We start from the raw sequence: 19,862 nt of genomic DNA, 5'->3' as shown, positions 1-19,862 counted from the left end.
GCGGGAGTCCTTTGGGATCGCCCCCAGAGTGCCGCACCGGCATGTCAGGCGAAAGCAAACTGTTTGTCAGCTTGGATTAGGTTTTTCCTAATCTGGCCGATCCAGGTGCTCTGGCGCTGCAATCAGTTCCCGGCACTGGCCAGAACCGTCAGAATCGCGCTGTCTTCCTGCCCGGCGGCGATGGCCAGATCGTGCAGGGTCTCGGCCCCGGTGGGCACGGCAAACCCGGCGGCCGTCAGGCGGTCACGCAACCCGGTTTCGCTGAGACCCAGCGCGGGCGCAACTTCGGCGGGCGTGGCCGCCAGCAGCCGGTTCGCCACGGCGAATTGAGGCGGACGCCCGCCCTGCGCGCTGCCGGACGGCAGGAAGAATACGGCCCCGGCCAGAACTGAGGCCGCCAGCGCCACGATCATTGGGGTATGGCGGAAATAGGCCGTCATCGGCCGCCAGTTCCGCCAGAGATGCAGCACGAAGGGCAGGATCAGCACCATGCTGAGCCATTCATGCATGCCATGGAAGGCCGCAGGGCCGATGTGAAGAAACAGCGCCACCCCGGACACGAGCGATACGAGGAACAGCCCGGTGGTGAACGGGGTCGCATAACGAAGAAACAGCGATTTCATGAGGAGGATTCCGGTGTATCAGGTTCAGTTCTCCTGATACGCCGCGCAGCCGGGTTTCCGTCGCGGATCAGCCCTGACCCAGGCGGGCGGCCAGTGCCTCCAGCGCCGCAATCGACGCGGCATAGGAATCACCCGATTTCGGAAAATCGAGCGGCTGCTTGCGATAGAAGGCCAGCCATTTCGGCAGATCGGCCAGCGGATAGCTGTTCGACCATGCGCCGCGCGTCAGCGTGAAGCTTTGCCCGTCTTCGGAAAGTTCTGCCTTCATGGCGGTGATCTCGTCCAATCCTGCGGCGGGGTCAAGACTGCGGCGCAGCCATGCACAGGACTTCGGCGATCGCGGCAGATGCGCGGCGTCGCAATCCGGCCTATCTTTCCTGCAACACACAGGAGGACGAGATGAGCTGGAACCCCGCACTGGACCCCGATATCCCCGTTGGCGATGCCGTGGACGCCATTGAAACCGTTGTCGTTGCCCGCGCCCGTGACCTTGGCGGTTTCGAGGTGCGCCGCGCCCTGCCGGCCGTGCAGCGCCAGATGGTCGGCCCCTTCATTTTCTTCGACCAGATGGGTCCGGCTGAGTTTCTGACCGGGCAGGGCATCGACGTCCGCCCGCATCCGCATATCGGGCTGGCGACCGTGACCTATCTGCTGAAGGGCAAGCTGCATCACCGTGACAGCCTTGGCACCGACCGCTGGATCGAGCCGGGCGCGGTGAACCTGATGACCGCCGGTATCGGGATCACCCATTCCGAACGCACTGATGGCGAGTTGCGCGAGAAGCCGCATGCCATGCTGGGGCTGCAAAGCTGGATGGCGTTGCCGGTGGAGCGTGAGGACGACCCCGCCGCCTTCCATCACACGCCCAGGGGCGATCTGCCGGAGCTGGAGGGTGAGGGCAAGCATCTGCGGCTGATCCTCGGCCATGGCTGGGGCGAACGGGCGCCGGTGCCGCTGGCCTCGGAGACGCTCTATGCCGATGCGACGCTGGCGCCGGGTGCCGTACTGCCGCTGCCGGACGATCACGAGGACCGCGGGGTCTATGTGCTCACCGGCGAGGTGACGGTGGCGGGACAAAGCTTTGAGGCGGGGCGCATGCTGGTGTTCCGTCCCGGTGACCGGATCGCCGTGAAAGCCGGGGCTTCCGGTGCGCGGCTGATCGTTCTGGGAGGCGCCACCATGGAAGGATCGCGCCATATCTGGTGGAATTTCGTGGCCTCCAGCAAGGAACGGATCGAGGCTGCGAAAGAGGCCTGGCGCGCCGGGGACTGGGCGCATGGCCGGTTCCGGCTGCCGCCGGGCGACGATGCCGAGTTCATCCCGGCGCCGGAAAAGTGACCGGATTTCAGGAAGATGCGAGAATGTGAAAAAATCGCATCGGGGGCGCTTGACGGCGGCGGCGTGGCCCCGTAATACACCCCCACATCCGGGCGCTGGCCCGGGCGGCAATGCGGTTGTAGCTCAGTCGGTTAGAGTACCGGCCTGTCACGCCGGGGGTCGCGGGTTCGAGCCCCGTCAACCGCGCCACCGCCCGCCAGCTCCCCGGATGTGTGATCGCGCGGTTGTAGCTCAGTCGGTTAGAGTACCGGCCTGTCACGCCGGGGGTCGCGGGTTCGAGCCCCGTCAACCGCGCCACTTCACACGAAAATAACCCGCCTGAGGCATCTGCCCGGCGGGTTTTTCGTTGTGGCTTGCATCGCTGCCGGTTTTCGTATTCATGGGGGTGAATATGAATGAGGCCGAAGATGCTGAACCTTCTCGACCAGATGCCGTTGAACCTGCTGATCCTCGCCGCGCTGACGCTGGGGCTCGCGCCTTTCGTGCCCGAGCCACATATCTGGGAAAAGCTGAAGATGCTGGCCTCGGGCACACTGGCGAAGCCGATCGACATCTTCGACCTGCTGCTGCATGCCGCGCCCTTCATCCTGCTGGGCGCGAAGCTGGTGCGGATGGCGCTGAAGTAAGGCTCAGCGCGGCAGGGCGGCGGCTTCGGCGGCCAGCGCCTCGATCCCGGCCCAGTCGCCCGCCTGCATCATTGCCTTGGGCGCAACCCAACTGCCGCCGACGCAGAGCACGGTCTTCAGCTCCAGGTAATCGGCGGCCTTGGCCAGCGTGATGCCGCCGGTCGGGCAGAAGCTTACCTGCGGCAGCGGGGCACCGATGGCGGCAAGCGCGGCAGCGCCGCCATTCGCCTCTGCCGGGAAGAATTTCTGCACCGTATAGCCACGCTCCATCAGCGTCATGACCTCGGAACAGGTGGCGGCCCCGGCCAGCAACGGCAGGTCGTGCTCTTCGCAGGCGTCGAGCAGCCGTTCCGTCGCACCGGGCGAGACGCCGAAAGTGGCACCAGCCGCCTTGGCCGCTTTCACATCGGCGGGGGTGAGCAGGGTGCCCGCCCCCACGACGCCGCCCTCTACATCGGCCATGGCGCGAATGACCTCCAGCGCCGCCGGGGTGCGCAGCGTGACTTCCAGCACCGGCAGGCCGCCCTTGACCAGCGCGCGCGCCAGCGGAGCGGCATGGCCGACCTCCTCGATCACCAGAACCGGGATCACGGGGGCAAGGCGGCAGATTTCGGCGGCGCGGGCAGAGGCTTCGGCGGGGGTCATGGCGATGTTCCGGGCGTTGGGGCAGGTGGATGGGGTGGATGCCTCCGGCGGGGATATTGGGGCCAGGATGAAAGGGCAATCCTGCGCCCATGCCCCGCCGGGGCGGAATCAGACGACGACGGCGGCGCCTTCGGTGGCATTGCCGACATTGCGGCGGAAGGCCTCGAACAGGTCGCGGCCGATGCCGTGGCTGTTGGCGGAAAGGTCGGCGGTGACCGGCGTGCGGCTGTCGAAATCCTCGGCCAGAACGGTCAGCGTGCCGGCGATGGCGTCGAGCCGCACGATGTCGCCGTCACGCAGCTTTGCCAGCGGGCCGCCGGTGGCGGCTTCGGGGCTGACATGGATGGCGGCGGGCACCTTGCCCGAGGCGCCCGACATGCGGCCATCGGTGACCAGCGCCACCTTCAGCCCGCGCTCCTGCAAAACTGAAAGCGTGGGGGTCAGCGAATGCAGTTCCGGCATCCCGTTGGCACGCGGGCCCTGGAAGCGGACGACGACAACGGTGTCCGCGGTGAACTCGCCCGCCTTGAAGGCGGTTTTCACAGCCTCCTGATCGTGGAACATGCGGGCCGGGGCCTCGATCACATGGCGTTCGGGTGCGACGGCCGAGACCTTGATGACCCCGCGACCGAGATTGCCGCTGAGTTGCTTCAGCCCGCCGGTGGCGGCGAAGGGCGCACTGGCCGGACGCAGGATGCGGTCGTTCAGCGTCTCAGAGGCGGCTGGCACCCATTCAAGGGTTTCGCCCGCAAGGCGCGGCTCCATCCGGTAGGGCTGCATCCCGTCGCCCATGATGGTGCGGGCATCCGGGTGCAGCAGCCCCGCGTCGAGCAATTGCCCGATCATGTAGCCAAGTCCGCCAGCGGCGTGGAAATGGTTCACATCGGCAAGGCCGTTGGGATAGACCTTGGCCATCAGCGGCACCACGTTCGAGATGTCGTCGAAATCCTCCAGATCAAGGTGGATACCGGCGGCGCGGGCCATGGCGGGCAGGTGCAGCACGAGGTTGGTCGAACCGCCGGTGGCCATCAGACCCACCAGCCCGTTGACGAAGGCGCGTTCGTCGAGGATCTCGCCGACCGGGCGGTAATCGTTGCCCTGCGCGGTGATCTGCGCCGCGCGCGCCACGGCGGCGCGGGTGAGCGCCGCGCGCAGGGGCGTGCCGGGGTTGACAAAGGAACTGCCCGGCAGGTGCAGGCCCATGAACTCCATCAGCATCTGGTTGGTATTGGCGGTGCCGTAGAAGGTGCAGGTGCCGGGACCGTGATAGGAGGCCATCTCTGCCTCCATCAGCTTGTCGCGTCCCACTTCGCCGGTGGCGAATTGCTGGCGCACCCTGGCCTTTTCGTCATTCGGCAGGCCGCTGGTCATCGGGCCTGCGGGCACAAAGACGGCTGGGATATGCGAGAAGGTGGCGGCGCCGATGATGAGGCCGGGCACGATCTTGTCGCAGACCCCCAGAAACAGCGCCGCGTCAAAGGTGTTGTGGCTGAGCGCCACACCCGAGGCCAGCGCGATCACGTCGCGGGAAAACAGCGACAGCTCCATCCCCGGCTGGCCCTGGGTCACGCCGTCGCACATGGCCGGCACGCCGCCTGCGACCTGCGCGGTGGCGCCGTTCCGGCGGGCTTCCTCGCGGATCAGCTTCGGGAAATCCTCGTAGGGCTGATGGGCCGACAGCATGTCATTATAGGCGGTGACGATGCCCAGATTGGGCTGGCGACCGGCGGCCAGTGTGGCCTTGTCGGTTTCCATCGCCGCATAGGCATGGGCCTGATTGCCGCAGGTCAGATGGGCGCGGGCCGGGCCTGCGCTGGCGGCGGCGCGCATCCGGTCAAGGTAGTCGCCGCGCGGCCCCTCGGACCTTGCGCGGATCCGGTCGGTCACGCGGGCGATGGTGGCGTTCAGCGTCATGGCGGGCTCCGTTCTTGCGGTGCCGGTGATGTAGCAGATTTTGTTAGCGCTAACAACCCATGTTCCCCGCCGGACCCGCAATCGGCAGGTTCCGGCGAGAAGGCGAGTCTGGACTGTCCACGCCCCCGCGTCAATCGTCCGGCGCTTTCAAAGGGCACAGTAATTCCCCGGGCTTTCCGCAACAATGCGCCGAGTCCAACGCAATTCCGCCCCGATCCGGCAGGAAAACAGATGAAAGCGCAACCGGAGAAGCCGGAGGTTGGAAATGAAATCTGCGATTCGGATTATGATTGCCTTGGGGCTTGCTTTCGGTCTGTCGGCCTGCGGCGGCGGTGTGGCGTCGCGCGGTGGCACCACGCCGGGCGGCATCACTGTGGCGACGAAGAACCCCGTGGTGATGGCATCTAAATATGACGTGCAGGGCATCCGGGTGTCGGTGCCGCGCGACCTGCGGGTCTCGGAAGCCAACATGTTCTACCCGATTGCCGACATCGTCTGGCGGGGGGATGTGCTGGGGGATCGTTACACCCAGGTGCAGGCCATTCTGGAAGAGGGCTTTGCCAAGGGCACGGCCGCGATGCATCAGGGGCCGAAGGTCATGCTGGATGTGGAGCTCACGCGCTTCCATTCGCTGACGGAAAAGACACGCTATACGGTTGGCGGTGTGCATTCGGTGCATTTCATCCTGACGGTGCGCGATGCGGCGACCGGCGCGGTGATCGAGAAGCCGCGCAAGGTCTGGGCCGATGCCAAGGGCGCGGGTGGCACGCGCGCCATTGCGGAAGAGGCGGCGGGGCGCACCATGCGGGTGGTCATCGAGGAACGTCTGGCCGAGGTGATCCGCCAGGAACTGTCGATCCCGATGCCGGAAAGCACCGCGCCGATGTCGCGCAACAGCACGCTCGCGACCGGGACTGTCGCCGCACTTTACTGACGCCGGGCTTTCGTTATGGGCCGTGACAGGCTAGAGGGGGGCATTGCCCCCCTTTTTCGCATGTGAGCCGATGACCGAGACCCGCCGCACCGTAAGACTGAAACCCAAGGCCGAGGCGCGGGCGATCCGCCATGGCTTTCCCTGGGTCTATGCCGACGAGCTGGTGACCGACCGGCGCACCCAGGCGCTGGAGCCCGGTTCGCTGGCCGTGCTGGAAGATGGCGAACGGCGACCGCTGGGCCTTGTGACCGTCAATGTGAAATCGAAGATCATCGCCCGTATGCTGGATCGCGACCCCGAGGCGGTCATCGACGAGGCCTGGTTCGCCGCCCGTCTGCGCAGGGCGCTGGACATGCGCGCGCGGCTGTTCGACGCGCCGTTTTACAGGCTGGTCCATGCCGAGGCCGATGGCCTGCCCGGCGTGGTGATTGACCGTTTCGGCGATGTGGCGGTGATCCAGCCCAATGCCGCCTGGGCCGAGGCGCATCTGGAGGCGCTTGCCGCCGCGCTGCGCGCCGTGACCGGGGTCGGCACGATCATCAAGAACGGCACGGGCCGCGCCCGCGGGCTGGAGGGGCTGACCGAGGAGACGGCTGTGCTGTCGGGCGGGATCGACGCGCCGGTGCCGGTGCAGATGAATGGCGCGACCTATATGGCCGATGTGCTGGGCGGGCAGAAAACCGGGCTGTTCTTCGATCAGCGGCCGAACCACGCCTTTGCCGCACGTCTGGCGAAAGGCGCGCGGGTGCTCGATATGTTCACCCATGTCGGGGGGTTTGCGCTGGCGGCGCTGGCGGGCGGCGCCGAAAGCGCGCTGGCGGTGGATGCCAGTGCACCCGCGCTGGCGCTGGCCGCAGAGGGCGCAAAGGCGACGGGCGTCGCCGACCGCTTCAGCACCCGGCAGGGCGATGCCTTTGACGTTCTGGAAACGCTTGGCAGGGAGCGCGCGCAATTCGATCTGGTGATCTGCGACCCGCCCGCCTTTGCACCCGCCAAGCCCGCGCTGGAGGCGGGCCTGCGCGCCTATGAACGCATCGCCCGCCTTGCCGCGCCTCTGGTGGCGCCGGGCGGCTATCTGGTGCTGTGTTCCTGTTCCCATGCCGCCGATCTGACCGCTTTCCGCAACGCCAGCGCACGCGGCATCGGGCGCGGCGGGCGGCGGGCGCAGGTGATCCATACGGGCTTTGCCGGGCCGGATCATCCGCTGCTGCCGCAGCTTGCCGAAAGCGGCTATCTGAAGGCCGTGTTCTTCCGGCTGGATTGATGCGCGTCGTTCTGGACGCCTGCGTGCTGTTCCCCAGCGTGTTGCGCGACATCCTGCTGGGGATGGCAGCGCGTGGGCTTTACGAACCCGTCTGGTCGGAACGTATTCTGGAGGAATGGGCGCGGGCGGTGATCCGTCTTGGCGCTGATGCGCAGGCCGAGGCGCGGGCCGAGGGGCTGCTGATGCGGACGGCTTTCCCCCGCGCCATGCAGCGTGCCCAGCCGAATATCGAGGCGCGGCTGGTGCTGCCGGATGAAAACGACCTGCATGTTCTGGCGGTGGCGATTTCGTCGGGCGCCGATGCCATCCTCACCTTCAACGCCAGCGATTTCCCCCGGCATGTTCTGGCGGCCGAGGGGATCGAGCGTCGTGACCCCGACGGGTTCGTCTGGGAACTCTGGTCGCGTAACCCTGCCGAGGTGGCCGCGGTCATCGCGAGGGTTCATGCCGAGGCGGAACGGCGCGCGGGGCAGCCCGTCTCGCTGAAAGCCCTGCTGAAACGGGTGAAGCTGAACCGCTTCGCCAAGGCATTTGGCGCCGGGGGCGTCTAGCCGTTCACTTTCCAGCGCGCCTCGTTGGTTTCGATGGCGCGAATGCGCTCCTCGGCAGCAGGGTGGCTCAGAAGCCAGGCGGGCAGGGCGGTACCACGGCTCCCGGTCAGCCCGGCCAGTTTGCGAAACAGCGATTTCTGCGGCGCGGTGCCGATCCCGGCCTTCACCAGCAGGGCCGAGGCATAGGCATCGGCCTCGAACTCATCGCGCCGCGACAGCCGGGCCATCAGAGCGGTGGAAATCAGGTTGGCGATCCAGATGCCCAGAACCGGGACGAACCGCGCGAGCAGCGCGGTCAGCATCACGAAAACCGCATTGGCCCCGGTGAAGTCGATCATCCGGCGGCGGGTATGGCCCAGGGCGACATGGCCCAGTTCATGCGCGATGACGCTGGCAAGCTCATCCGCCGACACTTCGCCCGCGCGGTATTTCTGCATGAACCCCGAGGTCAGGAAGATGCGCCCGTCCGGAGCCGCGAGGCCATTGACCGGCGCCACGTCATAGACATGTACGGCGATGCGCGGAATCTCCAGCGCCGTGGCCATGCGGCGCATCACCGGCTCCAGCCCCGCATCGCGCAGCGGATGCGAGCGGGCATCAAGCTCTTTCGCGCTGCGCCAGACCGAGAAGCGGTACATCAGCAGGGCATAGGCGATGGCCAGAAGGATGGGGGCGAATTTCAGCATGGAGGGAATATGGGTCAGTCCGGCCTGTGGGGCAAATCCCGCTCGCGCCGGGCCAGCGTCAGCAGCCACCAGCCCAGACCCAGCACCGCCGCACCGCTGGCGACAAGGCCCAGCACGGACCCAAGCAGATCGGAAGCGACCGCAAGATTGCCCGCGAAGGCGCGGCCCATGAGGATATAAAGCCCGCACCAGACCGCTTCACCCGCCACGCCCCAAAGGGTGAAGGCGGCCCAGCCCTGTCGCATGGCGCCTGCGATCAGGTTGACATAAGGCCCCAGCGGCGAAAACAGCCAGCGCGACAGAAAGACCGCGATACCGCCACGCCGCTGCATCAGGTCGCGGGCGCGGGTCAGGATCGCGGCGCGGCTGCCCTCGTGGCCCAGCCTTTCCACCAGCGCAACCCCGCCGGTGCGGCCCGCCAGATAGCCGGTCTGGTCGCCCAGTGTCGCCCCCAGCAGTGCCGCGCCGATCACCTGCCACAGCACCAGATCGCCCGAGGCGACAAAGCCGCCCGCCGCCAGCATGACCACCGAGGCCGGGATGGGCAGGGCAAGGCAGGAGGCATAGGTGCAAAGCCCGATCAGCCACAGCCCCCAGGTGGGCACAAGCGCCAGCAGCCAGTCGGTCATGGCTTTGGCGATGCGGCGCGCAGGGTGGCGATGGCGGCCTCGACCTCGGCAATCACCTGCGCCACCGGCACACCACGACCGGCGGCAATCTGTTCCAGCGTCAGCGGCCGCCCTTCCGGCGGCGGCAGGCCCGCCTCTGCATCTATGGCGCGCGGGTCAAGCCGCCAGCTGCGCCCGACATAGCCCACGGTCATCCAGGGGGCCACGGCTTCTTCCCGGTGCTGTGACCAGTAGACCGCCCGCACCACGATCCGCCCGGCAAAGAACAGCGCCAGCACCAGCGCCAGCACGAAGGCCGCGAACAGCTTCGGATGGCGACGGGCAAGCGGGATCATCGCAGTTCCTTGATCCCGCGCGAGATGCCTTCCAGCGTCATCGGCACCATGCGATTGGCGAAGATGCCCTGGATGAGCCGGATGGATTGGGTGTAGCCCCAGTGTTCCTCGCGGACCGGGTTGATCCACAGATGGTTCGGCCATTGTGCGCAGGCGCGTTCCAGCCAGACCTGACCCGCCTCGGGGTTCCAGTGTTCATTGGCGCCGCCGGGATGCAGGATCTCGTAAGGCGACATCGAGGCATCGCCCACGAAGATCGCCTTGTAATCGGCGCCATAGGTGCGCAGCACCTCCCATGTCGGGGTTTGCTGATCCCAGCGGCGGATGTTGTCGGTCCACACCCCTTCGTAAAGGCAGTTGTGGAAGTAGAAATGCCGCAGATGCTTGAATTCCGCCTTCGCGGCGCTAAACAATTCGTCCAGCACGCGGATGTATGGGTCCATGCTGCCGCCGACATCCAGAAACAGCAGCACCTTCACCGCATTGCGCCGTTCGGGCCGGGTCTGGACGTCCAGATAGCCGTGATCGGCAGTGGCGCGGATGGTGCCGTCCAGATCCAGTTCATCCGCCGCACCGTCGCGCGCCCAGCGGCGCAGACGGCGCAGCGCGACCTTGATGTTGCGGGTGCCCAGTTCCACCTTGTCGTCCAGATTGCGGAACTCGCGCTTGTCCCAGACTTTCACGGCGCGCTGGTGGCGGCTTTGATCCTGCCCGATGCGCACGCCTTCGGGGTTGTAGCCATAGGCACCGAAGGGCGAGGTGCCGGCGGTGCCGACCCATTTGTTGCCACCCTGATGGCGGCCCTTCTGTTCCTCCAGCCGCTTCTTCAGCGTTTCCATCAGCTTGTCGAAGCCACCCAGGGCTTCGATCTGGGCTTTTTCCTCGGCCGTCAGGTGCTTTTCGGCCAGCTTCGCCAGCCAGTCGCCTGGCAGGTCGATCGCCTCCAGCACCTGATCGGCGGTGATGGCATCCAGACCCCTGAAGCTTTCGGCGAAGGCGCGGTCGAAACGGTCCAGATGGCGCTCGTCCTTCACCATGGCGGTGCGGGCGAGGTAGTAGAACGCCTCCGCATCATAGGTGGCGAGCCCTGCGGCCATGCCTTCCAGAAACCCAAGATACTCGCGCAGCGAGACCGGAACGCCGGTGCGGCGGAGGGTTTCAAAGAACGGCAGGAACATCGGCTCAGATCGACCTTTCGATGATGATGGTAACGATCATGCCGACAACCGCGAACAGGATGGCGAAGCTGCCGCCCCATTGCAGCATGTCGGCCAGCCGCCCGCCATGGGCGCGGGCGCGTCCTGCACCCAGAAGCGCCCCGAATATCGCGGCGGTAATGACGATCATGCCTCAGCCTCTCCTGCTGCTGCCGCGCGGCGCCGGGGCGCCATCGCGGACGGGCAGGGGGCGCGCGGCCCCTCAGCCCCTGAACAACTGCCGCAGTTTCGAGGGCACCAGCGATGCGATGTCACGCATCCGGGCCCGCGTCGCCGCATCCGAGCCGAAGCCATACCGTGCCCAGCCCTGACTGTCGAGCCGCAGCGCCCGCGCCGCCGCCACGTTGCCCTGCGCCTCCAGCGCCTGCGCCTTGACCAGCATCACGGTCGCCAGAAGCGAGGCGTTCTGCGCCTGACGCGCCACCGGGATCGCGCGGTCTGCAAAGGCTATGGCCTGAGCCGGGTTGGCCTGGCTCAGCGCCAGGGCGGCAAGCTGCATGTCGACATGCGCGGCCTGGATCTGCGCGCCCGGCAGGCGGCGGTAGATACGTTCTGCATTGGCGAATGCATTGGCCGCAGCCACCGGATCGTTGCTGACATTGAGACGCCCGACAGCGAACCAGGAGAAAGCCAGACGGCTCGCCTGCCAGCCCTGCGCATGGGCAATGGCCAGCGCCTCATGTGCGGCGGCATTGCGGGCAGAGACGCTGCCACGCGGTCCAAGCGCGGTTTCCATGGCGCGGATCCAGGCCCGTGGCGTCTGGCCCCCCTGATGGGTGCGGCCGGTGGCGCCGGTGGGGTTCAGCCGCGCCAGCAGGCCGGGCAGTACTGCCGCCACCTGCTCGCGTGTCATGCCGCTGCGCAGTTCCGGCGCATAGTGGACGCGCAGCATCAGCATGTCGAAGCTGGTCAGGACGGTGTGGAAATTGTCGTCGTTGAACACGCTGTCCGGCAGTTGGTACAGGTCGTTCAGCGGCCCCATGGCCTGTGCGATTTCCTCGTGCAGGCAATCCCGCACCTCTTGCGGGGTGGAATCCGCCGGGGCAAAGATCGCCAGCCGCTCGCGTTGACGCAGCGTTGTCCAGTCCAGCGTGCCAGTGCCGCGCGCAGCCTTGTATTCTTCCCAAGATGCAACGCGGGGTGCAACGAAACAGGCAACATTGCTGAAGGTCGCGCGGATGGTCTTGCGCGGCACGAAGACCACGTTGATATTCGCCGGTCCGCTGGCGCGCCGCACATCCAGCCCGGCCTCGTTGCGGAAGCGCGAGATCAGCCGCGCCAGATCGGCCTCGGCTGTGGGTGGCACCTGTCCGGTCAGGGCGACGGTGATCGGGCCGCCCTCGAACCGGGTCAGAACCGGCAGTGCGCGCCCGCTTTCCATGCGGAATTCGAGATCAAGGAAATCCTGCGCGATTTCCGCGTTCGAGCGGCTGACACGCTGCGGGGTCTGGCCCGAAAACAGGTTGACCGCGCTGGTGACGGATGAACCCGGCTGTTCGACCAGCCGGTTCATCGAGACCTCGGCACGATAGCCGGAATCGGGTGTCTGGGCGCAGGCGGTCAGTGCGGCGAGCGCGAGTACGGCGGTGATACGCATGGGTTGGCAGCCCCGTGAGTGCGGTGGTCGTATGAGACCGCGATCCGGCGGAGCAGACAGATGCGCCGGATCATGGCCCCGGTTGTGCGGGGCCGTGCCTGACCCTGTGACGATGCCCCCGCATCGCCAGCCCGGCCGGTCCCCCGGAAACCGGAGCCTGCGTCCTGTCTCCCCCGAGACAGGATGAACCGCAGATCCCCGGCACCCTTCGCCGTCCTGCCGGTCAGATGGGCGGCCCCCGCCGCCTTTCTGCCCGACTGTCCGGCATCGCCCCAGTCCCCCGACCGGCGCGAAACCCGCATCCCGGCCGGCAGGGCCGGGGGCGGGGTGTCACAGGACGTTTGCAGAACCGGAACCCGTGTCACGGCACAGCCCACCGGCGCCGCCGCAGCAGCGGGGCCGGAATTTTGCGCATACGCCATCGGCTGGCGCAGCGGGCTGCACGTTACAGGGGTCATGTCTCCGCTCGACCTGTGCTTGTTGTTGTCACGTTCTTCATTGCAGTCAGAGAACGTGAGCAGAGTGTCTGCACCGGGGCCGATTTATGTCAATCTCGGGAAATCCTGGGGCGTGACGGCATTAGGGCGCGCCACAATCCATCGCGGTCGCGTGAGGACCGCGCGCCAGATTTGCGATGCGGTTATCACGTAATATTTCAGAATGTTTCTTTAATTGTGGCGCTAGTGGGGTGAAATTGGCTTAATTGTGGCGTGATTGTGGCGGAAACGGCGAATCTATGGCGCTGATTCTTGCGGTTGGGCAAGGGTTTGCGGGGCGTTGTTGAAACTATCCACAGGCCCCGCATTTTTGTCGCGGATCAGCCTCGCCCCCTCGCCATAAAGGCGAGTCTTTCGAAAAGATGAACGTCCTGTTCGTTCTTCAGCAGTGCCCCATGCAGGCGCGGCAGCAGGTTGCGCCCGTCGCGCTTCAGATCCTCGGGGCCCAGATCCTCGGCCAGCAGGAGCTTCAGCCAGTCCAGCACTTCCGAGGTGGAAGGTTTTTTCTTCAGTCCCGGCGTTTCGCGGATTTCGTAGAACTGCGTCAGCGCGGTGGTCAGCAGTGCCTCCTTGATGCCGGGGAAATGCACGTTGACGATGGCGCGCAAGGTGTCGATTTCGGGGAAGCGGATGTAGTGGAAGAAACAGCGGCGCAGAAACGCGTCGGGCAGTTCCTTTTCATTGTTCGAGGTGATGATGACCACGGGGCGATGCTGCGCGCGGATCGTCTCGCCCGTCTCGTAGACGTGGAACTCCATCCGGTCGAGCTCTTGCAGCAGATCATTCGGAAATTCGATGTCGGCCTTGTCGATCTCGTCGATCAGCAGAACCACGCGCCCTCCGGCCTCGAACGCCTGCCAGAGCTTGCCCTTGCGGATATAGTTCTTCACGTCATGGACGCGCTCGTCCCCAAGCTGGCTGTCGCGCAGGCGCGAGACGGCATCGTATTCGTAAAGCCCCTGCTGCGCCTTGGTGGTGGACTTGATGTTCCATTCCATGAAGGGCAGACCCAGCGCAGTGGCCGCCTGCCGCGCCAGTTCGGTCTTGCCGGTTCCGGGCTCGCCCTTCACCAGCAGCGGGCGTTGCAGCGCCACCGCCGCATTGACCGCGACGACCAGATCGGGGGGCGCGACATAATCGGCGGTGCCGTCGAAACGCATGGGACTGTCCTTCGTGAAGCGGATACCGGACCGAGGGGTAAGCCCTCGGGCCGACGAGGGCAAGGGCAGGGGCGGCAGTTCAGTCGCCCGACAGGGCGAAGGTTCCGGCGCGGCTTGATGTGGCGGTGCTCCACCCCGTCAGGTTCTGCCAGCATTCCTCGACCTTCAGCATGGCAGCGGTGGCGCCGTCCAGACCGACATCCGCGACCGCCGGGCCGATATTGGCATAGATACGGCTTCCGGCGGCTGCCGCCTTGCGCATGTTCAGTGGGAAGGATGAATACATCCACTCGCCATCGCCGTAATACTCTTCCGTGAAGCTGGACTTGTCGACGTCGATGGAACCCGCGAATGTGCCTTCTCCGCCCGAAGTGCTGTAGGGGAAGATCAGTTGCCAGCCGCCTGCGGGCGGGGTGTTGAAGACGATGGGCATGGCCTCGGGATAGGCTGAACATCCGTAGCGGTCGCTTTGCACGACGGTCCAGCCCCGGACCGAGGCGTAGACCTTGCCGCCGCCTGCGGAATAATCGGGGGTTTCGGCGAGGGCGGGTGCTGCCGTCAGGGCAAGCACGGCGCACAGGAAATGGATCTTGGGCATCATGTCCGGGTCCGCTGGAGGAAAGGTGATTTGGTGTATCCCGCATGAGGAAACTCAGGGCCCGCGGGAAAAGCCTTGGCCGATGTCTAGCACAGGGCGGCACAATAGACAGAAGAGCTTGGGGGCGCGCGCCATATTTCTTGTAGTCCGGGACGGAAATCAGGTGGTCCCGCTGTCCGCCGCCTGCAAATCGTTAACAAGCGTGCCGTCCCGCCGCCAAATCGGCGCAACGGCTAGTGACAATGCCTGACGCTTCCGTTACGAGGGCGCACACGACGCGCCTTCCGGCCTTGGTCGGCCGAATCCGGCGCAGATCGCCTATGTGGAGTGCTGCGATGAAGGCAGAGATGTTTCTCCCCGACGATTACCGCCCCGCGGAGGACGAGCCGTTCATGAATGAACGGCAACTGGAATATTTCCGCCGCAAGCTTCTGGTCTGGAAGCAGGAGCTTCTGGATCAGAGTGCCGAGACGCTGGACAACCTGACAGAAAGCGCGCGCAACGTTCCCGATCTGGCGGATCGCGCCAGCGAGGAAACCGACCGGGCGCTGGAACTGCGGACCCGCGACCGGCAGCGCAAGCTGATCTCCAAGATCGACGCGGCGCTGCGCCGGATCGAAAATGGCGAATACGGATATTGCGAGATGACGGGCGAGCCGATCAGCCTCAAGCGGCTGGACGCCCGCCCCATTGCGACCATGACGCTGGAAGCGCAGGAAAAGCACGAGCGTCGCGAAAAGGTTCACCGCGACGACTGAACGCAGCCGCTGCCGCTTGCGGTGGCGCGGGCGGAACGGCAGTGTGAGGCCGGACCCTCAGGTCCGGCTTTTGCATGTTCGGGGGATGGATGGGACGGCTGAACGGCACCGAGATCACGGTTCTGGGGGCGGGTGTCGCGGGGCTTGCGCTGGCCGTTGCGCTGGCGCGGCGCGGGGCCAGCGTCACCGTGCTGGAACAGGCCGAAGCGATCCGCGAGGTCGGTGCCGGATTGCAGATCACCCCCAACGGCGTGGCCGTGCTGCGCGCGCTGGGTCTGGGCGAGGCGCTGGCTGCGGTGGCGCCACAGGCGCAGGCGGTGGAACTGCGTGACGGCTATGGTGGTGGCACCATCCTGCGGATGGATCTGGCGCGGCTGCGGCCCGGTCTGTCTTGGCATCTGACGCACCGGGCCGACCTGATCGAGCTGCTGGCGGCTGCCGCACGGGTGGCCGGGGTGCAGATCCGCCTGCTTCAGAAGATCGAGAAGGTGGATCTGTCCGGCGATCAGCCCAGCCTGATGACGGCGCAGGGCGTCGAACTGCGGCCTGCCCTGTTGATCGGGGCGGACGGGCTGCATTCCCGCCTGCGCGCGGCACTGACCGGCGTGGTGGCGCCGTTCTTTACCCGGCAGGTGGCCTGGCGGGCGGTAATCCCCGAAACCACCGACACCGCGCCGGTGGCCGAGGTGCATATGGGCGCGGGGCGGCATCTGGTCAGCTATCCGCTGCGCGGCGGGCGGCTGCGTAATATCGTGGCGGTGGAAGAACGGAACCGCTGGGTCGACGAGGGCTGGAACCTGCGTGACGACCCGCTGGCGCTGCGTCTGGCGTTCGAGGAATTCGGCCCGCGCGTGCGCGGCTGGCTGGACAGGGTGGAGGATCTGTGGCTCTGGGGGCTGTTCCGGCATCCGGTGGCCGAAAGCTGGGGCAGGGTGCTGCCTGCCGGGTTTGCCGCCATTCTGGGGGATGCGGCGCATCCGACGCTGCCGTTTCTGGCGCAGGGCGCCAATATGGCGCTGGAGGATGCCTGGGTGCTGGCCGATCTGCTGGACCGGCACGGGCCGGGTGAAACTGCGCTGGCGGCCTATACCGCCGCCCGCGCCCCGCGCTGTGCGAAGATCGTTGCGGCAGCGAACAGCAATGCCCGCGCCTATCACCTGCGGGGCGTGGTGCGCGAGGTGGCGCATCTTGGCCTCAGGATCGGCGGCAGGGTGGCACCGGGTGCGGGGCTGGCCCGCTATGACTGGGTTCACGGGTTCGACGCGACCGCCTGAAGCGGAAAGACCCAGAGGATGACCGGAATCGCCACGGCGGCCACCACCGCCTCCAGCGGCAGGCCCAGCCGCCAGTAGTCGCCAAAGCGGAATCCGCCGGGGCCAAGGATCAGGGTGTTGTTCTGATGGCCGATGGGCGTGAGGAAGGAACAGGACGCGCCGATGGCCACCGCCATCAGAAAGGCATCGGGATTCACCGACAGCGCGCTGGCCGCTCCGAGGGTGATAGGGCACATGACGGCTGCGGTGGCCGCGTTGTTCATCACATCCGACAGCGTCATGGTCACGACAAGGATCAGGCCCAGTGCGACAACCGCATTGCCCTGCGCCACATGGGTCATCAGGGTTTCCGCAACCAGCTTTGCCGCGCCCGAGCTTTCCATCGCATCGGCGACCGGCATCATTGCCGCCAGCAGCACGATGACTGACCAGTCGATGCTGTCATAGACATCGGACAGCGGCACGAGGCGGGTGATCATCACCGCCAGCATGCCGCAGGTAAAGGCGATGGCGGGCGGGGCAAAACCCAGTGCCGCTGCCGCAACCGCCGCCGCCATGATGCCCGAGGCAAGCAGCGCCTGACGCGGGCGCGGCAGATGCAGATCACGCTCGGCCAGCGGAATGAAGCCCGCATGGGCGCTGAAGCCTGAAAGTGCCTCGGCCTGTCCCTGAAGCAGCAGCACATCCCCCGCCCGGATGCGCCATTCCCGCAGCCGGGTCGCGGCACGCTGGCCACTGCGCGCGACGGCAAGCAGGTTGATGCCATAGCGCGAGCGCAGGCCAAGGTCGGCGGGGGTCGATCCTGCCAGGGCACTGTCAGGCCGCACCACATATTCGCGCAGCAGAACCTCATCGTTGCGGCGGCTTTCCTGTTCGGGATCGCGTTCCGCCAGCTTCAGACCCAGCGGCTGTGCCGCCTCGATCAGCGTGGCAAGATCGGCCTCCATCACCAGCAGGTCGCCCTCGATCACCTTGCGGCTGGCGCGCGGTGCGGTCAGCCAGGTGCCGCGCCGCTCCATCGCGACGATCTGGCCTCCGGCCTCTGCCAGCTTCGCCTCGATCTCTGCCAGCGTCATGCCGATGGCCGCAGCCTCGGGCGGGACGGTCAGCTCTGCCATATAGGCGCCGGTATCGAAATCCTCGCCGGTGCTGCCCTGTCGTTTCGGCACCAGCCGCCAGCCGACCAGCGTGATGAAGGCAAGTCCGGCCAGTGTGACCGCCAGACCGACGGGGGTGAAATCGAACATGGCAAAAGGTGCCTCGCCCGAGCGTGCACGAAAACCCGCGACGATCAGGTTGGGCGGCGTGCCAATCAGCGTGACGGTCCCGCCCAGAACCGTGCCGAAAGCCAGCGGCATGAGCGCCTGACCCGCGGTCAGCCCCGCACGCGGTGCGATCTGAAGCGCGACAGGCATCAGCAGCGCCAATGCGCCGACGTTGTTCATGAAGGCCGAGAGAAACGCGCCCAGCCCGCAGAGCGTCAGGAGCGTGCGCACCGGCCCGCCCGAAGATGGCAGCGCGTTCCGCGCGAGCCAGTCGACAGCCCCCGAAACCTGCAAGGCCCGGCTCAGCACCAGAACGCAGGCCACGGTGATCACGGCAGGCTGCGCGAAGCCGTCGAAGGCCCTGTCTGCCGGAACCAGACCGACGGTCACGGCAGCAATCAGGGCGGACAGCGCCACGATGTCATGCCGCAGGCGCCCGCTGAGGAACAACAGAACGGTGGCGCAGATCAGAAGCAGGCTGAGCCCTTGGTCCGTGGTCATCGCAGCTCCTGTTCCGGGGGATCAGGCGTCGAGGTCGATCCAGACCGGGACGTGATCGGAGGGTTTTTCGCCGCCCCGCACCGCCCGGTCGATCTGCACGTCACGCAACAGATCTGCCGCCTGCGGAGAGAGGAGCAAGTGGTCAATGCGGATGCCGTTGTTCCGTTCCCATGCGCCCGCCTGATAATCCCAGAAACTGTAATGGCCCGGGCCGGTTACCCGCGCCCGGAACGCATCAGTGAAACCGAGATTCACGATCCGGCGGAAGGCCGCGCGGCTTTCGGGCAGGAACAGCGCATCCTTGGTCCAGGTCTCGGGACGCGCCGCATCCTCGGGCTGCGGGATGATGTTGTAGTCACCGGCCATCACCATCGGCTCTTCCGTCGCCAGAAGTTCGGTCGCGCGCTGGCGCATGCGCGCCATCCACGAGAGCTTGTAGCCGTATTTCCCCTCGGCCTCAGGGGCGCCATCGGGGCCGAAGCTGACGGGGTTGCCGTTCGGCAGATACAGCCCGCAGAACCGGACGGCGCGTTTCTCGCCGATCACGCTCGCCTCGATCCAGCGGGCCTGTTCGTCTTCGGGCGCGCCGGGCAGACCGCGTGTCACATCTTCCAGCGGCAGGCGCGACAGCAGGGCGACACCGTTGAAGCTTTTCTGCCCGTGGGTTTCGACGCGGTATCCCATGTCCTCGAACAGGGCGCGCGGAAAGCCTTCGTCGACCGACTTGATTTCCTGCAAGGCCACGACATCGGGGCGGGCGCTGTCCAGCCAGCGGGGCAGGGCCTCGATCCGGGCCTTGATCCCGTTGATGTTGAAAGTTGCGAGTTTCATCGGCTCTCCGCTTCTGTCGGACATCTGGCCAGACCTCTATCGCCCGCGAGGGGACAGACCGCAACCCCGATGCGGTGCGCCGGGAGTGCCGCTCGGAAATGCTGTGGAATTAAGGCTTTGTTAATATTCGCGAATCATGCTTTCCGGCCGGGGCTGTGGATTGTTCGCATGAGACTGACGCGTGGATAAGTCATAATTTCGCCCAATTGGTTAACTCTATCCGATAGTTGTTGCCAGCCCGGCATGTGGATAAGGCTGGATACAACCTGTGAATGCAATTTTCTTTGAAAAATCAATTACTAGGTGCAAGGCTCAGGGGGCAAACACTGCTCGAACCACGGGGGTTTATCATGAGCGCACTGCGTAAATTCGTCGAAGTCACCGAAGCGGCCGATGTGGCGGACATGACCATGGGTCTTGGCGCCGATCTGATGCCCTGCTCGAACATCGAGGGCACCGAGATGATCCTGGGCGGCGGCGTGGCGCTGATGCCGGCGTCGAACATCGAAACCGGCGTGGCCGCCGATCTGATGCCCTGCTCGAACATCGAAGGCGAGACCATGGTTGCAGGCGCCGGCGTCGCGCTGATGCCCTGCTCCAACTGATCTGACAGCCCCCC

The 19,862-nt window shown here is 66.2% G+C and carries 22 protein-coding genes and 2 tRNA genes; 10 read left to right on the top strand and 14 right to left on the bottom strand.

The features are described from left to right. Positions 1 to 122: 122 nt before the first annotated feature. Together C8N34_RS00940 and C8N34_RS00935 are read right to left on the bottom strand one after the other, a co-directional pair. Complete coding sequence (locus tag C8N34_RS00940) at positions 123 to 623, bottom strand: DUF4405 domain-containing protein (RefSeq protein WP_108126940.1); 501 nt, start codon at positions 621 to 623, stop codon at positions 123 to 125. Between the two features lie 67 nt (positions 624 to 690). Further along, a complete protein-coding gene (locus tag C8N34_RS00935) occupies positions 691 to 891 on the bottom strand; it encodes a hypothetical protein (protein ID WP_054303700.1) in 201 nt (66 codons plus the stop codon). Positions 892 to 1,022: 131 nt separating this feature from the next. Between C8N34_RS00935 and C8N34_RS00930 the strand changes: the two genes are divergently transcribed. The 4 genes from C8N34_RS00930 to C8N34_RS00915 all read left to right on the top strand — a co-directional run bounded on the left by C8N34_RS00930 (position 1,023) and on the right by C8N34_RS00915 (position 2,587). Continuing rightward, positions 1,023 to 1,961 (top strand): pirin family protein, encoded by a 939-nt coding sequence (locus tag C8N34_RS00930; protein WP_108127411.1) that lies wholly within the window; start codon positions 1,023 to 1,025, stop codon positions 1,959 to 1,961. 112 nt (positions 1,962 to 2,073) lie between these two features. Then, positions 2,074 to 2,150: transfer RNA gene (locus C8N34_RS00925), tRNA-Asp, on the top strand. Positions 2,151 to 2,181: 31 nt separating this feature from the next. Further along, positions 2,182 to 2,258, top strand: a tRNA-Asp gene (locus C8N34_RS00920). Between the two features lie 110 nt (positions 2,259 to 2,368). Continuing rightward, complete coding sequence (locus tag C8N34_RS00915) at positions 2,369 to 2,587, top strand: RND transporter (protein ID WP_206752323.1); 219 nt, start codon at positions 2,369 to 2,371, stop codon at positions 2,585 to 2,587. Positions 2,588 to 2,590: 3 nt separating this feature from the next. On the opposite strand, the gene eda is transcribed toward C8N34_RS00915, so the two are convergent. After that, a complete protein-coding gene (gene eda / locus C8N34_RS00910; protein ID WP_108126938.1) occupies positions 2,591 to 3,232 on the bottom strand; it encodes a bifunctional 4-hydroxy-2-oxoglutarate aldolase/2-dehydro-3-deoxy-phosphogluconate aldolase in 642 nt (213 codons plus the stop codon). A 108-nt stretch (positions 3,233 to 3,340) separates the two neighbouring features. Continuing rightward, complete coding sequence (gene edd / locus C8N34_RS00905) at positions 3,341 to 5,146, bottom strand: phosphogluconate dehydratase (protein ID WP_108126936.1); 1,806 nt, start codon at positions 5,144 to 5,146, stop codon at positions 3,341 to 3,343. A 265-nt stretch (positions 5,147 to 5,411) separates the two neighbouring features. Here edd and C8N34_RS00900 point away from each other — a divergent pair, with 265 nt between their 5' ends. The 3 genes from C8N34_RS00900 (at position 5,412) to C8N34_RS00890 (ending at position 7,895) form a co-directional block, all read left to right on the top strand. Then, positions 5,412 to 6,080, top strand: coding sequence for a DUF6778 family protein (locus C8N34_RS00900; protein ID WP_199750627.1), 669 nt, complete (start codon positions 5,412 to 5,414; stop codon positions 6,078 to 6,080). A 70-nt stretch (positions 6,081 to 6,150) separates the two neighbouring features. Further along, complete coding sequence (locus C8N34_RS00895) at positions 6,151 to 7,344, top strand: RSP_2647 family RNA methyltransferase (RefSeq protein ID WP_108126934.1); 1,194 nt, start codon at positions 6,151 to 6,153, stop codon at positions 7,342 to 7,344. Continuing rightward, a complete protein-coding gene (locus C8N34_RS00890; RefSeq protein WP_054303441.1) occupies positions 7,344 to 7,895 on the top strand; it encodes an RSP_2648 family PIN domain-containing protein in 552 nt (183 codons plus the stop codon). Before C8N34_RS00895 ends, C8N34_RS00890 begins: the two co-directional genes overlap by 1 nt. Here the strand turns inward: C8N34_RS00890 and C8N34_RS00885 are convergent. From C8N34_RS00885 to C8N34_RS00855, 8 genes are all read right to left on the bottom strand, one after another. Next, positions 7,892 to 8,581 (bottom strand): M48 family metallopeptidase, encoded by a 690-nt coding sequence (locus tag C8N34_RS00885; protein WP_108126932.1) that lies wholly within the window; start codon positions 8,579 to 8,581, stop codon positions 7,892 to 7,894. The genes C8N34_RS00890 and C8N34_RS00885 overlap by 4 nt on opposite strands. Before the next feature lie 14 nt (positions 8,582 to 8,595). Then, the gene (locus tag C8N34_RS00880) at positions 8,596 to 9,210 is read right to left on the bottom strand and encodes a DedA family protein (RefSeq protein ID WP_054303443.1); all 615 of its coding nucleotides are present in this window, start codon (positions 9,208 to 9,210) and stop codon (positions 8,596 to 8,598) included. Next, positions 9,207 to 9,545: a hypothetical protein gene (locus tag C8N34_RS00875; protein WP_108126930.1), complete on the bottom strand. Its 339-nt coding sequence runs from the start codon at positions 9,543 to 9,545 to the stop codon at positions 9,207 to 9,209. Before C8N34_RS00875 ends, C8N34_RS00880 begins: the two co-directional genes overlap by 4 nt. After that, a complete protein-coding gene (locus C8N34_RS00870) occupies positions 9,542 to 10,723 on the bottom strand; it encodes a vWA domain-containing protein (RefSeq protein WP_108126928.1) in 1,182 nt (393 codons plus the stop codon). The genes C8N34_RS00875 and C8N34_RS00870 overlap by 4 nt, the downstream gene beginning before the upstream one ends. Before the next feature lie 4 nt (positions 10,724 to 10,727). Then, the gene (locus tag C8N34_RS26130; RefSeq protein ID WP_054303446.1) at positions 10,728 to 10,892 is read right to left on the bottom strand and encodes a hypothetical protein; all 165 of its coding nucleotides are present in this window, start codon (positions 10,890 to 10,892) and stop codon (positions 10,728 to 10,730) included. A 72-nt stretch (positions 10,893 to 10,964) separates the two neighbouring features. Further along, positions 10,965 to 12,359 (bottom strand): DUF2927 domain-containing protein, encoded by a 1,395-nt coding sequence (locus tag C8N34_RS00865; protein WP_054303447.1) that lies wholly within the window; start codon positions 12,357 to 12,359, stop codon positions 10,965 to 10,967. Between the two features lie 817 nt (positions 12,360 to 13,176). Further along, entirely contained in the window at positions 13,177 to 14,016 is an 840-nt protein-coding gene (locus C8N34_RS00860) for an AAA family ATPase (RefSeq protein WP_108126926.1), read from the bottom strand. Positions 14,017 to 14,095: 79 nt separating this feature from the next. Then, a complete protein-coding gene (locus C8N34_RS00855; RefSeq protein WP_108126924.1) occupies positions 14,096 to 14,617 on the bottom strand; it encodes a hypothetical protein in 522 nt (173 codons plus the stop codon). A gap of 332 nt (positions 14,618 to 14,949) precedes the next feature. On the opposite strand from C8N34_RS00855, the gene dksA reads away from it, so the two are divergent. Both dksA and C8N34_RS00845 read left to right on the top strand, forming a co-directional pair. Next, positions 14,950 to 15,372, top strand: coding sequence for an RNA polymerase-binding protein DksA (gene dksA / locus C8N34_RS00850; protein WP_054303450.1), 423 nt, complete (start codon positions 14,950 to 14,952; stop codon positions 15,370 to 15,372). 89 nt (positions 15,373 to 15,461) lie between these two features. After that, on the top strand, positions 15,462 to 16,646 hold the full coding sequence (locus C8N34_RS00845; RefSeq protein ID WP_108127407.1) for an FAD-dependent monooxygenase: 1,185 nt from the start codon (positions 15,462 to 15,464) through the stop codon (positions 16,644 to 16,646). Here the strand turns inward: C8N34_RS00845 and C8N34_RS00840 are convergent. Then, complete coding sequence (locus C8N34_RS00840) at positions 16,622 to 18,412, bottom strand: SLC13 family permease (RefSeq protein ID WP_108126922.1); 1,791 nt, start codon at positions 18,410 to 18,412, stop codon at positions 16,622 to 16,624. The genes C8N34_RS00845 and C8N34_RS00840 overlap by 25 nt on opposite strands. Before the next feature lie 21 nt (positions 18,413 to 18,433). Then, positions 18,434 to 19,243: an exodeoxyribonuclease III gene (xth, locus tag C8N34_RS00835; protein WP_108126920.1), complete on the bottom strand. Its 810-nt coding sequence runs from the start codon at positions 19,241 to 19,243 to the stop codon at positions 18,434 to 18,436. A gap of 350 nt (positions 19,244 to 19,593) precedes the next feature. Here xth and C8N34_RS00830 point away from each other — a divergent pair, with 350 nt between their 5' ends. Further along, the gene (locus C8N34_RS00830) at positions 19,594 to 19,848 is read left to right on the top strand and encodes a hypothetical protein (protein WP_108126918.1); all 255 of its coding nucleotides are present in this window, start codon (positions 19,594 to 19,596) and stop codon (positions 19,846 to 19,848) included. Positions 19,849 to 19,862: the final 14 nt, after the last annotated feature.

It is taken from the genome of Gemmobacter caeni (assembly GCF_003054195.1).
GTDB classification, from domain to species: domain Bacteria; phylum Pseudomonadota; class Alphaproteobacteria; order Rhodobacterales; family Rhodobacteraceae; genus Gemmobacter; species Gemmobacter caeni.
The sequence above is the reverse complement of the archived record's forward strand: the minus strand, read 5'-3'. Positions and strand labels throughout refer to the sequence as shown.